Raw genomic sequence first — 15,084 nt, 5'->3', positions numbered from 1 at the left:
ATGTTCAGGCCACGTCGAAAGCGGCCCTGACGAGCCGTTCGGTGTAGGCGGTCTTGGGATTGGACAGGACGTCGTCGACGGGGCCCTGCTCGACGATCTTGCCGTTCTGCATGACGATGACGCGGTGGCACAGTGCGCGCACCACCTTGAGGTCGTGCGAGATGAAGAGGTAGCTGAGGCCGCGCTCGTCCTGCAGCTTGCGCAGGAGGTCGACAATCTGCGCCTGGACGGAGAGGTCGAGCGCCGATGTCGGCTCGTCGAGCAGGATGAATTCGGGTTCGAGCGCTATGGCGCGAGCGATGGCGATGCGCTGCCGCTGGCCGCCGGAGAATTCATGCGGAAACCGCGACAGTATATCGCCCGGCATGCCGGCGCTGACCAGCGCGTCGCGCACCCGTTCGACCCGCTCGCGCCGCGTCGCCCCTATGCTGTTGACGATCAGCCCTTCCTCGATGATCTGGCCGATCGTCATGCGCGGGTTGAGCGAGGAGAACGGATCCTGGAAGACGATCTGCATGCGCGAGCGCAGCGGCCGCATCTCGGCACGCGATAGGCCATGGATCGGCTTGCCGTCGAAATGGATCTCGCCGCGCTTGGCGTCGATCAACCGGAGCAAGGCCTGGCCGAAGGTGGTCTTGCCGGAGCCGGATTCGCCGACCAGCCCCAGCGTCTCATGGCGACAGAGTTTCAGGCCGAGATCGTCGACGGCGACCAGCTCTCGCCAGTCCGGTTTCAGGAAGGTGCCGTGGCGCAGCATGAATGAGACGCGCACGCCGCTGGCTTCGAGAATGATGCCGCAGCCCTCCGGCAGCGGCTTCGGCTGCCCATGCGGCTCGGAAGCCAGCAGCCGTCTCGTATAGGGGTGCTGTGGATTGGCGAACAGCCGTTCGGTGACGTTGTGCTCGCACATTTCGCCATGCTGCATGACATAAACGTAGTCGGAGAACTGGCGCACCACGGTCAGGTCGTGGGTGATCAGGATCACCGCCATGCGCAGCTCTTTTTGCAGGCTGCGGATCAGGTTCAGGATCTGCGCCTGGACGGTGACATCGAGCGCTGTGGTCGGCTCATCGGCGATCAGCACATCGGGATTGTTGGCCAGCGCCATGGCGATCATCACCCGCTGGCGTTGCCCGCCCGATAGCTGGTGCGGGTATTGCTTGAGCCGCGCGGCGGGATCGGGAATCTGCACATGCTGCAGAAGTTCCAGTGCGCGCGCCCAGGCCTGCTTGCGGCTGACTTTGCGATGCACCCGGATCGCCTCGACGATCTGGCTGCCGACCGTATAGATCGGGTTGAGCGAGCTCATCGGCTCCTGGAAGATCATCGAGATGCGGTTGCCGCGCAGCTTGCGCCGGGCGCTCTCGGGAAATTTCAGGATGTTTTGCCCGTCATAGCAGACGCTCGATCCGGGGGACACGGTGGCGCGCCGCGACAGAAGGCCCATGACGGTGCGCGCCGTCACCGACTTGCCCGAACCGGATTCGCCAACGATGGCGATCGTCTCGCCGCGATAGAGCTGAAACGAGATGTCCTTGACCGCGTCGACGACGCCATGCTCGACCTTGAAGGCCACGGCGACGTTGCGGGCGTCGATGATCGGCTGGCCCCGGCGTCCGTCATGGTCGTGACGGACGGTTGGTGCGAAGGATTCGGCGAGCGCGACGGACATCTCAGGCACCTCAATAAGGGTCGACGGCGTCGCGCAGGCCATCGCCCAGCGCGTTGAAGGCAAAGACGGTGACGAGCACGAAACCGACCGGCGACAGGATCCAGGGATAGGTGCCGATGACGGAATAGGTCGCGGTGTCCTGCAGCATCAGACCCCACGAGATCAGCGGCGGCTTGACGGCGAAGCCGAGGAAACCGAGGAAGGATTCGAGCAGCACCACCGTCGGGATCGCCAGCGTCACGGCGACAATCACATGGCTCATCACATTGGGAAAGATGTGCTGCATGATGATGCGACGGTCGGTGGCGCCGACCGCCATGGCGGCGCGCACATACTCGATCCGCGCCAGCGCCAAAGTCTTGCCGCGCACCTCGCGAGACATCTGCGCCCAACCCAAGGCCGACATGACGATGATGACGAAAGCGAGGAAGACGTTGGTGGGAGCGGTGACCGGGATCAGCGTCGTCAGCGCCAGATAGAGCGGCAGCTGCGGGAAGGCGAGCACCAGTTCGACGAAGCGCTGCATCCAGACATCGAACCTGCCGCCAAAATAGCCGGAGACCATGCCGACGGTGGTGCCGATGACGGTGATGATGAAGACGACCGTCAGCGCGATCATTAGCGAGACGCGCGAGCCATGGATGGCACGCGACAGCACGTCGCGGCCGAACTTGTCGGTGCCCAGGAAATGCACCGGCTGGCCGTCCAGCGAGCCGAACAGATGCCGGTCCGCCGGCAACAGCCCGAAGAGCTTGTAAGGCGCGCCATGCACGAAGAAACCAAGCAGCCTTGGATGATCGTAGTCGGGACCGACGACGGGCTGGAAAGTGACCGGATCGAGGTCCGCCGAATCGGCCAGCGCATAGACCCTCGGCCGCGCGACGAAACCGCCATCTCTGTCATGGAAAACAGGCACCTGCGGAGGCGCGAAGCCGACATCCGTCACCTTCGGGTCCATTGGCGCGATGAACTCGGCGAACACGGCCATCACCAGCAGCAGCACGACGAGCCAGAGCCCGGCCATGCCGGTCCAGGAGCGCTTCAGCCGGCGCCAGACAAGGGCGAGGTAGCTTTCGTTACCGCGCGCCGGTTTGGCTACGATGCGACCTTCGGCCGGCAGCGGTGGAGGGGATGGATCGCGCGCCAGCATCTCAGCGCTCCCCGAACTGGCGCACGCGCGGATCGAGCAGCACGAGCAGCATGTCGGCGATGATGTTGCCGACGATCAGCGTCGCCGACAGCACCATCATGAAGGTGGCGGTGACATAGACATCGCCGACAGCCATGGAGCCGACGATCGCCGGGCCGACAGTCGGCAGCGCGAAGATGATCGCCGTCTCGATTTCGCCGGTCAACATGTAAGGCAGCACCACACCCTGATACATGATGAGCGGGTGCAGTGCGTTAGGCACGGCGTGGCGCATGACGACGGCGGCGCCGGTCAGCCCCTTGGCCCTTGCCGTCTCGACATATTGCGCGTTCAGCGTATCGAGCAGATTGCCGCGCATGACGCGCATATTGTAGGCGAGCCCGCCGAAAGTCGCGATCGCCACCACCGGCCAGACATGCTTGACCAGATCGACGAATTTGGCCCACGACCACGGCGCGCCCCCATATTGCGGCGAGAAGAATGAGCCGATCTCCGACACGTTGAATTGGAAGACCAGGAGATAGACGATGATCAACGCCATCAGGAAGCGCGGCACCGTCATGCCGAGGAAGGAGATGGCCGACAGCGCCGAGTCGATCCAGGTGTATTGCCGGGTCGCCGCCCATATGCCGAATGTTATGCCCAGCACCGAAGCCAGCAGATGGCAGACCAGCGCCAGGAGAAGCGTGCGCGGCAGGCGCTCGCCGACCACGTCGGCGACCGGTTTGTTGTAATAGAGGCTGTAGCCGAAATCGCCTCGGGTGACGATGCCGCCGATCCAGTTGAGATACTGGAGGGGAAGCGGCTTATCGAGACCATGCTCGATGCGGTAGGCCTTTGCCTGCGCGTCGGCCTCGGCGAAGGAGGCTCCACCCTGGTTGATCGCCTGCGAGCGGATGTAGTCGGCATAATCGCCCGGCGGCGCCTGGATGATGGCAAATGTGGCCAGGCTCAAAATGGCGAGGACCGGGATTGCCGACGCTATTCGCGTGAGCAGGAATCGCAGCATGGACGGTTCGTTTCCTCGTCTCGCCGATCGCGCCCTTGGTTGCGTCCGGAGGTTGGTTTGTCCGGCCCCCCCCGCGGCGCGGCCGGAGGTCTCTCAGTCAGGGAGGTAAACCTAATTCATCGGCCCCTTCTCTCCGGGTTTGCCGGGCAGTTCTTGCGGGAACAATTCGTATTTCGCCTGCTTGTCGGCCGCGACAAAGACCCGTTCGCGGATGATCGAATCCTCGGCCCAGTTGAACATGAAGATCGGCGTGCCCTGTGGGATGTTCGAGAAACGCTTGTTGACGATCAGCGCGCCGGGATACTCCGTCAGGCCGACATTGTAGACGTGCTCCGTCGAGATCTTCTGGAATTGTTTCATCAGGCTGGCGCGCTGGTCATTGTCCTGGGTGGAGACGAACTTGTTGACGATGTCGACGAGGTCCTTTTCGAACGGCATCACATCGACCTCGCCGTTCTCCGGCGCACGATGGTCCCAGCTGGTGCGCGGACCGACCGGGGCAAGCTGCACGGTGTTCTGCACCACCGACGTCAGTTCCTGTTCGTTGCGACGGACCAGCCAATCGAAGCGGCCGGAATATTGCGAAGCGTCGCGTTGGGTCCCGTTGAGGCCGTTGAGCACGACCCGAAGCCCGAGCTTTTCCATCTGGGCGACGACGCCTTCGGCAAGGCTCTTGTCGGTCGTGTAGTCGTTGTTGACCAGCATCACGATCTCGACATTCTTGCCGCCGGCGGTGCCGGAAGGGAAATTCACGAAGCCGTCGCCGTCCGTATCCGTGAGGCCGGCCTTGGCGAGTTCGGCCTTGGCGCCCTCGAGGTCGAAGGGGTAGTAGACCGTCGAAGCGCGGTCGTAGAAGCTGGTTCCTGACGACAGGCCGCCGGGATAGATGGCGGTGAACGGTCCCTTGACCAGCGAGTCGCCGAGCGCCTTGCGGTCGAGCGCCATGGTGACGGCCTTGCGGAAATCCTCGTTGCGGTTCAACTCGCGGATCGCCTGGCCGCGTTCGTCCGGATTGCCCCAGCCATTGGCGGAAAAATTAAAGCGCAGATTGTAGCCGATGAGCCGCGGGCCGAAAGCAAGACGGGCCGGCGCGTTCGCCTCTGCCGCACGCTTCAGCGAGGCGACGAAGTTTTCCGGCTGCTCCAAATTGGAAAAATCGGCCGCGCCGGCCACCGCCTGGACATCGCGGTCGGCCCAGGTCGACAGCTTGTAGTGCAGTTCGTTGAGATAGGGCAGTTGATTGCCCTTTTCGTCGACCTTCCAGTAATAGGGATTGCGGCGCATGACGATGATGTCGTCCGGCCGGTATTCGACCGGCACCCAGCCACCCATCACCGGCATGTTCATGAATTCCGGCGGGAAGGCATTTTTGAACTGATCATAGGTATTCTTCGAGTATTTCGGATGCTGCGGCTTCAGGATGTGCGCGGGGCCCGGACAGAAGGTGCCGTAGGCCATGGCGTACAGGTACTGCTTCGGGAAGGCATCCTTGAAGGTCCATTCGACGGTGTAGTCGTCGATCTTCTTCAGCGTCGTGCCGACGCCGAAGGTTTCCGGCGTCGCACCGTTCAGCGGCGAGACGTTAGGATCGACCACCTCGTCGTCCCAGTAGAACATGACGTCGTCGGCATTGAAGGGCACGCCGTCCGACCACTTCGCTCCTTCGATGAGGTGCATGGTCAGCCTGTGGCCATCGCTCGACCAATCCCAGCTCCTGGCCAGGTTCGGCAGCGGCTCGGTGTCCTTGGCCTCGACCTGGAACAGCGGGGCGGTGCGCGTCAGGCATTCGGAGAGGCCGATGTCGATGCCGCCCCAGCCTTGCGTCTGACCGGCGCCGTAGTTCCAGCCTTCCGGCCGCCCGCCGATGACGTGGCGCATCGTATCGCCATAGACGCCGATGCCGTCCTGCATGTTGCCTGTCTTGAAGACCAGCGGATCTTTCGGCAGCCTGTCTTTCACCGGCGGCAGCTTGCCGGTCTTGACGTATTTCTCGGTGACCCAGTCGGGCTCGTGATATTCGGGGAGCGGCTTGAACTCCAGGATCGAGTCTCGCGCGACATAGTTGATCTTGCCTTCGGCGGGAAACGGTGTCGGCGCCGGCGGAACCGTCGGCTCGGAAGCGTAAGCACTGAGTGCCGAGACGCTCAGCGTCAGTCCGGCAGCAAGGCCGATATTGCGTAAATTCCTCACGGTCTCTCTCCCTCTTGTTTGTCCGGAGCGTTTGCACCCGCTCCGCCTCTTCTCGAATTCAAACGGCTTCGTGGCAGTGGATCCGCCTCCCATGGATCCACCATCACCGCATGAATTTTCAGCCGGCCCGTCTCAGCCGGCTTGCTTCAGCGCGGCTTTTTCGGCGCGCAATTCCTCGATCGAGCGAACGCTGCGCCGTGCGGCGCCCGCCCACTCGCGGGTCTTCACCTGAGATGTCGACAGCCGCTCCCTTGCGGCCGGAACCGCATGGGCATATTGCGGCAGCCAAGCCGCCTGGGCGACGACCATTTCGTCGACCATCTGCCAGACCTCCTCCGGCGTCGAAACCGCGCCGACCAATGGGTCATGCAGCACGGCGAGCTTCAGAAGATCGATGTCGCCTGATATCGCGGCATGCACCGACATGCGCTGGACGTTGATCGAAGCGATGCAGGTGGCGGCGCAGGCTTCCGGCAACGTGATGCCGGCGGCCATGTTGATGCCAAAACGGTCGACGAAGCCCGGCGACTCGATGATGGCGTCCTGCGGCAGGTTGGTAATCACGCCATTGTTCTTGACGTTGAAGTGGCCGCGATAGACCCGGTTGGTCTCCAGCGCCTCCAATATGTGGCTGGCATGCTCGTTGGAGCGCTTCTCCCGGTCGATCGGCTTGGACGCCGCTTCGAGGAACTGCGGATATTCCGTCTCGAACCAGTTGCGGGTTTCGGTGGAGTAACGGAGATAGCCGCCAGTCTCGCCATGGATCCAGTCGGACATATCGATCCAGCGCGTGATCTCGTCGGGACGTTTGCGGTACCAGGGCAGATATTCGGAAAGATGGCCGTTGCTTTCGGTCGAATAGACGCCGAAGCGCTTCAGGACATCGATGCGCAGTTTCTCCTGCCTGGAATAGACGGGATGCGCCTCGAAGGCAGCCACCAGTTCGTCCTTGCCGATGGAGCGGCCGTTCAGGCGCAGGCCGATGAACCAGGTCTGGTGGTTGATGCCGGAACAGACATAGTCGAGCTCCTGCGTGGACTTGGCGCCAAGCACCTCGGCGATCTGCTCGGCGCCGTGCTGGACGCCGTGGCAGAGCCCAACAGTGTCGACCTTGCCGTATTCGATCGCCGCCCAGGTGTTCATCGCCATCGGGTTGGCGTAGTTCAGGAACTTGACGTTCGTCTCGGCGACCTCGCGCATGTCCTTGCAGAAATCCAGGATCACCGGGATGTTGCGCTGGCCATAGAGAATGCCGCCGGCACAGATCGTGTCGCCGACGCATTGGTCGATGCCATATTTCAGGGGAATGCGGATATCGTCGGCATAGGCTTCGAGACCGCCGACCCGCACGCAGCTGATGACGTAGCGAGCGCCTTCGAGAGCCTGGCGGCGGTCGGTCGTCGCCGTCACCCTGGTCGGCAATCTGTTTGCCTCGACGATCTTGTCGAGGATCGCCTTGATCATCTGAAGGTTGTGCTCGCTGACATCGGTCAGCGCGAATTCGATGTCCTCGAATTCGGGCACGCACAGGATGTCGGTGAACAATTTCTTGGTGAAGCCGACGCTGCCCGCGCCGATGATAGCGATTTTGAAACTCATCAGCCGCACCTCATTCCACTTCGAATTGCAGGCAAGGAATGACAATGGGAAGCTGTAGCCACATGCCGACATGTATGCAGGACAAGCCGGAATCGGGCTCGCCAACCTCCCCGTCCGCTCCTCGACTGCGGATCTCTCTCGCTTTTCGACGGGGATTATGCGCTTATTCGCGAGCGCGACCAGAGAAGGATTATGCTTTCGGGGGTAATTTTGTGCTGCAGGATTTGATACAAAACGGACAGTCCATGCGCACGATCTCGCTGCCGCGCGGCCGCCAGCGCCTGCATGCCATGCCGACGAGCACGGGCTATGAAGTGCGCGAGGACGAGATCTACGACTGGGATGGGCGAAAGCGCGGCCAGACGCCGTTCACCGTGCTCCAGCACACGATCAGCGGGACTGGCCGGCTGCGCTACGAGAACCGCAATTACCGCCTGCAGAAGAACGACACATTGCTGGTGCTGGTGCCGCACAACCACCGCTACTGGCTGGCTGAGGACGAGCGCTGGGAGTATTTCTGGATTTCGATGAACGGCGAGGAGGCGTTGCGCATTCACAAGTCGATCCTCAGCGTCTCGGGTCCTGTATTTCGGCTGCAGCCGGCGACGATCGATCATCTTGCCGATTGCAGCCTGCGCCTGATCAAAGGCGCCGCTTCGCCGGGCGCTGCTTCGGCGATAGCCTACGAGGCTGCGATGGCGCTCTATGACGATGTCTTCGGCTCCCATGCCTTTGCCGAAAAACAGAGCGTTATGCAGCCGGTCATCGATCACATCAACGCAAATCTCGACAAGCCGCTGCCGGTGGCGGATCTGGTGCAGATCAGCGGCCTCAGCCGGGCCCATTTCTCACGCTGTTTTGCTGAAAGCGAAGGCTTGCCGCCTGCCGAGTTCGTGCTGCAGCAGCGTCTGCAACGCGCGGCGAAGCTGCTGACCAAGGCGGATTTTCTGCCGGTGAAGGAGGTCGCTATCCTGTGCGGCTTCGAGGACGCGAACTACTTTTCAAAGGTCTTCCGCCGCTGCTACGGCATCACGCCGAGCCAATTCCGCACCACAGGCATGTACGCCAATTTGCGGACTCCGGCCAGGCGTGGCGTCAGGGCGCCTGATGACGAGACCTGACGCCGCGACCGTTAAGCCGGCAGCCAGCTAGGCAGCGCGCAGACTGCCGCCATCCAGCCATTCGAGATCGGCTTGCGAAAGCGTGATGTCGAGAGCGCGCAGGCTGTCGTCCAACTCATCCAGCGTGCGTGGCCCGATCAGCGGGATGGATGGGAAGGGCTGAGCGAGCACATAGGCCAGCGCAATTTGGATCGGGCTCTTGCCCAGTCTCGCGGCAAGTTCGATCGCCCGGTCGCGGCGACCGAAATTCCGCTCGGAGTACCAGACCCGCACCAGTTCCTCATTGTCTTGCTTGTCCCGACCTGCGCGATCGGTGAAGAAGCCGCGCCCCTGGCTCGACCAGGCGAAATTCGGCATCTGCCTGGATGTCAGCCAGGCCTTCCATGCATCCGTGGAGGACGTGACGCAGCCTGCCCAGATCGGCTCCAGCATTTCAGCCAGCGAGAAATTGTTGGACAGCGCGCCGGGCTTTTGCTTGCCGGTGCGTTCGGCATAGGCGATCGCCTCATCCATGCGTTCCATCGTCCAGTTCGAGCCGCCGAACGGGCCGCGGATGCGGCCGGCCTTGACCTCACGATCCATCGCATCGACGAATTCGCCGACCGGCACATCCGGATTGTCGCGGTGCATGAAGTAGACATCGACATGGTCGGTCTGCAGGCGTTCGAGCGACTGGTCGAGCTGCTTGCCGATCACATCGGGATAGCAGAGCGGTGAATGCGCGCCCTTGGCGATGACCACCGATTGCGCGCGCACGCCACGGTTTTTCAACCACTCGCCAAGCAGCTTCTCGGTATAACCACCACCGTAGACGTAACCGGTGTCGAAGAGATTGCCGCCGGCCTCGAAAAAGGCATCGAGCAGGATCGAGCCTGAGGAAAACGTGCGGAAATCCTCAAAGCCGAGCGCCAGCACCGACGCCGGCTTCGACAGGCCAGGGATCGTGCGCTTGGCGATCGCCGTGCCGCCCGATCGCAAAGGCCGGCCGGAGATGGTGTTGGTACGCTGCTGGGCCTTCTCGATCCCGTATTCGAGGCCGGCGGCCGCCCGCCATTTGTCCAGCACGCGCAACGTGCCGAGGCTTTCCGCCCATGCCATGCCCGGCCAGGCGAATTCTTGGCCGCCGGCGCGGATGGCCTCACCGGCTGCGTCGACCTCGAAGGAATAGACATGGCGCTTCTCGTTGACGCTGATGGTCTCGCGCGTGCCATCGGATGCAATGACGTCGATCTGGCCGAGACCAACGTCGCGGTTGCCGCCGGCGAACCAGAAGTCCGGCACTTCGATGCGGCCTTTGGTGCCGAGGATGCGCAGAACATTGTCCTGGTTGAGCGAGATGCTGCAGGAGGCTTCGGCGACAATGCCACCCGGGAACTGCAGCAGCGCCGAGGCCCATTCGTCGACGCCGGACTGGCCAAGATGGGCAGTACCGACCACCTTGTCAGGCTCGGCGAAGGGTTTTCCGGCCGCGGCGCCGGCAATCAACCGCACCATCGAGACGGGATAGCCGCCGACGTCAAGAATGCCGCCGCCGGCGAGATCGTTGGCGTAGAGCCGGTGCTCCGGCATGAAGCGCGGCATCGCAAAACCAAAGCTCGACTTGATCATTCTGATCTCGCCGATGACGCCCGATCTGATCAGTTCCACCAGCTTCAGCGTCTGCGGATGCAGCCGGTACATGAAGGCTTCGCCGAGAAACGTGCCGGCCTTGCGCGCGGCATGCATCATGGCGTCGGCCTCGAAGGCGGTCAGCGCCAGCGGCTTTTCGCACAGCACATGCTTTCCTGCCTCGGCCGCCTTGATCGCCCATTGCGCATGGCCGGGATGCGGTATCGAAATGTAGACGGCATCGATTTCGGGATCAGCAAGCAGCGCATCGTAGCCATCGAGGATGCGGGCGCGGGGGAAACTCTCGGCGAGGCCAGGCTTGGCGGGATTGCGGGCACCGATGGCGACCAGCTTTCCGGTGCGCGAATCGGCCACGCCACCGGCAAAGGACTGGGCGATGCTGCCCGGTCCGAGGATGCCCCAGCGAATGGGCGTGGTTGCGGTCATTGTCATTCTCCTTGAAGGCTGGAAACGGCGGCCGGTCAGCGCAGCCGCAGTCCTTTTTCGTCGAACAGGTAGGATTTGCGGATTGAAACGGTGATCTCTGATGTGTCGGGGACCTTTGTCGCGTCGCGCTGGATCACCACGTCGTCACCATTGGCCGTTCTTGCGTAGAGGAAACTTGTGCCGCCCAGGTGCTCGACCACGTCGATGGCAACCACAAGGTCGGCGTCGCCCTCTCCGGCATTGCCGAAATGTTCGGGCCGCACGCCGACAATGACCTTGCTGCCGATTTTTGGGCTGCCCATTTCGGGTGCAGCGCCGGTCAGCGGTTGCGTGATGCGGGTCTTCTCCTGACCCGCCAGATCGACCACGACGCCACCCGCATCGTGCCCGACAACCCGGCCCTTGATGAAGTTCATCTTCGGCGACCCGACAAAGCCCGCAACGAACTGATTGTCGGGGTTGTCATAGAGATCGAGCGGCCGGCCGATCTGCTCGATATGGCCGGCGCGCATCACGACGATCCTGTCGGCGAGCGTCATCGCCTCGGTCTGGTCGTGCGTGACATAGATCATTGTCGTGCCGAGTTCCTTGTGCAGCCGGGAGATCTCGACGCGCATCTGGACGCGCAATTCGGCGTCGAGGTTGGAGAGCGGCTCGTCGAACAGGAACACCTGCGGTTCGCGCACGATGGCGCGGCCGATGGCGACGCGCTGGCGCTGTCCGCCGGAGAGTTTTTTCGGGCGCCTGTCCATCAATTCGCTGATGCGCAGGATCTCGGCCGCCCGCGTCACCCGCCGTTCGGTGTCGGCCTTTGGATTGCCGGTCATGCGCAAGCCGAAAGAGAGGTTCTGTTCGACGCTCATATGCGGATAGAGCGCGTAGGACTGGAAGACCATGGCGATGCCGCGGTCGGCCGGCTCGACATCGTTGACCACCTTGCCGCCGATGGCGATCTCGCCGCCGCTGACGTCCTCGAGCCCGGCGATCATCCTGAGCAGCGTCGATTTTCCGCAGCCGGAGGGGCCGACGAAGACGACGAACTCGCCGTCCTTGATGTCGATGCTCGCGCCATGGACGACCTCGAAGACGCCGAAGCGCTTGACGACACTGTTAAGCGTGACCGTTGCCATGCTGCCCCTTACTTGACCGCGCCGGCGGCGATGCCGGCGATGAAATGGCGCTGCAGCAGCACGAAGACGACGAGCATCGGCACCGTCAGCATCACCGCACCCGCCATGATGCCGCCCCATGACACCTTGGTGAGGCCGATCAGCGTGCCGAGCGCTACGGGTGCTGTCATCGAACCCGGCTGGCTGTTGATCAAAAGCGGCCACAGATAATTGTTCCAGGAGGCGAGGAACAGGATGATGGCGAGTGCGGCCAGCATCGGCCGCGCCAAAGGCAGCGCGACGAAGAGGAAGATGCGCCATTCCTTGACGCCCTCGACGCGCGCCGCATCGAAGAGATCGTCCGGCATCATCGAAAAACTCTGCCGCATGAACAGCACGCCGAGCGAATTGAACAGCGGCGGGACGATCAGCGCCACCCAGGTATTGGCGAGCTTGAAGTCGCGCGCCACCATGATGAATTGCGGGATCAGCACGACCGCATAGGGCAGCGTTATGGTGCCGAGGATGATGGCGACAACCGCGCCCTTGCCGAAAAACTGGTAGCGGGCCAGAGCCCAACCGGCCATCGACGTCAGCAGCACCGACAGGAATGTGTAAGTCACCGCCACCGATACCGAGATGCCGATGGCGCCGACGAAGTTGGTGTCACGCTGCAGATTGTTGAAATTGTCGATGAAATTGCCGTGCGGCAACAGCTCGATGCCGGGGCTGAAGATGCCGTTGTCCGGCATGGTCGAGAACACGACCATCATCCACAACGGAAACAGCCAGATCAGCGCCAGCGGCGTCAGGAACAAATGCAGAGCGATGCTGCGTCCCAGTCTGGCTGCGGAGCGCGAACTCATTTCGGTTCCCTCGTCAGCCACAGCTGCGCCAGCGTGATGGCGATCGCCAGGCCGGCCATGGTGTAGGCAACGGCCGACGCGTAGCCGAAATTGAGCGACCGAAAACCCTGGCGGTAAAGCAGCAGGCCAAGCGTCTCCGTGCCGCCGCCAGGCCCGCCGCGCTCGGTGATCAGGAACGGTTCGGTGAACAGCTGCATGGTGCCGATGATCGACAGCACGAGGCAGAACACGATGACCGGCTTCAGCAGCGGCAGGGTGATGTAGAAGAACTGCTTGAGCTTGCTGACGCGGTCGAGCGTCGCCGCCTCGTAGACATCTTCGGGAATGGACTGCATGCCGGCGAGCAGGATGATGGCGTTGTAACCGGCCCAGCGCCAGGTCACCGCGATCATGATCAGCGCCATCGCCGGCGTGACGTTGGAAAACCAGTCGATCTTGGGCAGGCCGATGCTGTTCAGGAGCTTGTTGATGATGCCGAAATCGAGGTTGAACATCAGCCGGAACACCGCCGAATAGGCAACCTCGCCGACCACCACCGGGGCGAAGAAGGCAAAGCGGTAGAGGCCGCGCGCCTTCAAGAGCGGCGAGTTCAAAAGCACCGCCATGACGAGCGCCAGCGAGATCATCACCGGCACCTGGATGACAAGGATGAGCAGCGTGTTCTTCAGGGCGTTGAAGAAGGCCGGATCGCCGATCAACCGGCCCCAGTTGAAGCCGGGCGCGAACCGCCACGGCACGGTACGCGTCGCCTGGAAGGAAATCATGAAGGAGCTGATGATCGGCCATACCCAGAAGATCGCGAAGATCAGCAGATAGGGCGTGAGGAAGCGATAGGCCGTGGCGTTGCGATTGCGCATCTTCCTCCTCCTTCATTTCGTTGCCGCTTCGGCCATGGCCCTCGCAGCAGCGGAGCCGGTTTGCCAGCAAATACAGGTCCCGTGGGAGAACCCCACAGGCCGCGACCAGGTCCGGGCGGCGCAAACGCCTGTCCCGGACCCGGCTTGGGAGGTTATGACTTGACGGGCAGTCCGGTTGCCGCCGCGATCTGGCTTGCGGCATCGTCGAGTGCCGTCTTGGCGTCGGGGTAGCCGCCGGCCAGATACTTGGTCTGCACGGCGCGGACGATGATTTCGGCGTCGCTCTGGAACTGCGTGCCGCGGCTCGGAACAACCTTCGGCAAGGTGCCGAGAATGTCCTTCCACACCGCCTGGCCGCCCCAATAAGGCAGGCCTTGCGCGACATAGGGATCGTCAAGCGCCGAGATCAGGGACGGCACCAGGCCGAACTCCTTCAGCATCGTGATCTGGCCTTCATTGGTTCCGAGCGTGTATTTCAGATAGGCGTAGGCGGCCTCCTTGTTCTTCGACGCCGAGGTGATAGCCAGTGAGGAACCGCCGAGATTGGCGGCGCGCGGCCCGTCGGCGGTGAGGCTCGGCATCAGATAGACGCCCCATTTGCCGTTTTCACCGGCAGATTCGGTGCGAATGGTGCCCTCATACCAGCCGCCATAGATCTGGGTGGCGACGGTGCCGGCGGTGTTGTTGGTGATCTTGGTGCCCCAGTCGGCCGACGAGATGATGCCGGCGTCCTTCATCTCCTTGACCTTGGTCATGGCATCGACGCATTTGGGCTGGTTGACCGTGATCGATTGTCCGTCCTCGGAGAAATAGGCGCAGCCCTGTTCGTTGGAGATCATGCGGAAGAATTCCGAGTCACCGTTGAAATCGGCATTGGTCATCGAGACGCCTGGGTTGGCGGCCTGGATTTTCTTGCCGGCGGCGATGAAATCATCCCAGGTCTTGATCGAAGTCGGATCGACGCCGGCCTTTTCGTAGAAGTCGCGGCGATAAAAGGCGGCCACCGGGCCGGAATCCCACGGCATTGCGTAGGCCTTGTCGCCCACTTCCAGCTCGGTGCGCTTGAAATCGGGGAACTTTTTCTGGTCTTCGGCTGTGTAGCCCAGCGTATGCAGGTCGACGAAGCAGTCGGGGAACTGGCTCCAGTAATTCTCGGCCTCACCGTTCTCGACGGTGACGATGTCGGGCAGGCCTACGCCGCCGGCGGCGCAGCCGGCGATCGACTTGTCGTAGGTTGGCTGGTTGCCGAGATCCTGGACCGTGACCTTGACGTCGGGAAATTGCTTGTTGAAGCCGGCAATGGTCGCCTTCAGCGATGAAGCCGCGACATTCCAGCTCCAGACGGTGATTTCGCCGGATTGCGCGAAGGCCGGGGCTGAGCCCAGGGCAAGCGCGAGCGCGGCGCAGGTCATTGTGATGCGCATTGAAATCCTCCCATTTCATTTGCTCTCTCACT

At 62.5% G+C, this 15,084-nt stretch carries 11 protein-coding genes; 1 reads left to right on the top strand and 10 read right to left on the bottom strand.

Annotation, left to right across the window (positions count from 1 at the left end):
• Window positions 1-4: 4 nt before the first annotated feature.
• From NKI99_RS16870 to NKI99_RS16850, 5 genes are all read right to left on the bottom strand, one after another.
• Complete coding sequence (locus NKI99_RS16870) at window positions 5-1,672, bottom strand: ABC transporter ATP-binding protein (protein ID WP_128302682.1); 1,668 nt, start codon at window positions 1,670-1,672, stop codon at window positions 5-7.
• Window positions 1,673-1,682: 10 nt separating this feature from the next.
• Window positions 1,683-2,822: an ABC transporter permease gene (locus tag NKI99_RS16865; protein ID WP_128302683.1), complete on the bottom strand. Its 1,140-nt coding sequence runs from the start codon at window positions 2,820-2,822 to the stop codon at window positions 1,683-1,685.
• A 1-nt stretch (window position 2,823) separates the two neighbouring features.
• Window positions 2,824-3,831 (bottom strand): ABC transporter permease, encoded by a 1,008-nt coding sequence (locus NKI99_RS16860; protein WP_127296635.1) that lies wholly within the window; start codon window positions 3,829-3,831, stop codon window positions 2,824-2,826.
• Window positions 3,832-3,942: 111 nt separating this feature from the next.
• The gene (locus tag NKI99_RS16855; RefSeq protein WP_128302684.1) at window positions 3,943-6,021 is read right to left on the bottom strand and encodes an ABC transporter substrate-binding protein; all 2,079 of its coding nucleotides are present in this window, start codon (window positions 6,019-6,021) and stop codon (window positions 3,943-3,945) included.
• 132 nt (window positions 6,022-6,153) lie between these two features.
• Window positions 6,154-7,620 carry an alpha-glucosidase/alpha-galactosidase gene (locus NKI99_RS16850; RefSeq protein WP_352441086.1) on the bottom strand — a complete coding sequence of 489 codons (1,467 nt, stop codon included), beginning with the start codon at window positions 7,618-7,620 and terminating at the stop codon, window positions 6,154-6,156.
• 212 nt (window positions 7,621-7,832) lie between these two features.
• On the opposite strand from NKI99_RS16850, the gene NKI99_RS16845 reads away from it, so the two are divergent.
• A complete protein-coding gene (locus NKI99_RS16845; protein ID WP_352441087.1) occupies window positions 7,833-8,741 on the top strand; it encodes an AraC family transcriptional regulator in 909 nt (302 codons plus the stop codon).
• A gap of 27 nt (window positions 8,742-8,768) precedes the next feature.
• On the opposite strand, the gene NKI99_RS16840 is transcribed toward NKI99_RS16845, so the two are convergent.
• The 5 genes from NKI99_RS16840 to NKI99_RS16820 all read right to left on the bottom strand — a co-directional run bounded on the left by NKI99_RS16840 (window position 8,769) and on the right by NKI99_RS16820 (window position 15,052).
• Entirely contained in the window at window positions 8,769-10,796 is a 2,028-nt protein-coding gene (locus NKI99_RS16840; protein ID WP_352611467.1) for an aldo/keto reductase, read from the bottom strand.
• A gap of 35 nt (window positions 10,797-10,831) precedes the next feature.
• A complete protein-coding gene (locus tag NKI99_RS16835) occupies window positions 10,832-11,926 on the bottom strand; it encodes an ABC transporter ATP-binding protein (protein WP_352611466.1) in 1,095 nt (364 codons plus the stop codon).
• 8 nt (window positions 11,927-11,934) lie between these two features.
• Entirely contained in the window at window positions 11,935-12,771 is an 837-nt protein-coding gene (locus tag NKI99_RS16830; protein WP_023809271.1) for a carbohydrate ABC transporter permease, read from the bottom strand.
• Window positions 12,768-13,628: a carbohydrate ABC transporter permease gene (locus tag NKI99_RS16825; RefSeq protein ID WP_023809272.1), complete on the bottom strand. Its 861-nt coding sequence runs from the start codon at window positions 13,626-13,628 to the stop codon at window positions 12,768-12,770. The genes NKI99_RS16830 and NKI99_RS16825 overlap by 4 nt, the downstream gene beginning before the upstream one ends.
• A gap of 152 nt (window positions 13,629-13,780) precedes the next feature.
• A complete protein-coding gene (locus tag NKI99_RS16820) occupies window positions 13,781-15,052 on the bottom strand; it encodes an extracellular solute-binding protein (RefSeq protein WP_352611465.1) in 1,272 nt (423 codons plus the stop codon).
• Window positions 15,053-15,084: the final 32 nt, after the last annotated feature.

It is taken from the genome of Mesorhizobium sp. M0239 (assembly GCF_040321815.1).
Lineage (GTDB): Bacteria > Pseudomonadota > Alphaproteobacteria > Rhizobiales > Rhizobiaceae > Mesorhizobium.
Note: the sequence above shows the minus strand (reverse complement) of the source record. Positions and strands in the feature narration are given on the sequence as shown.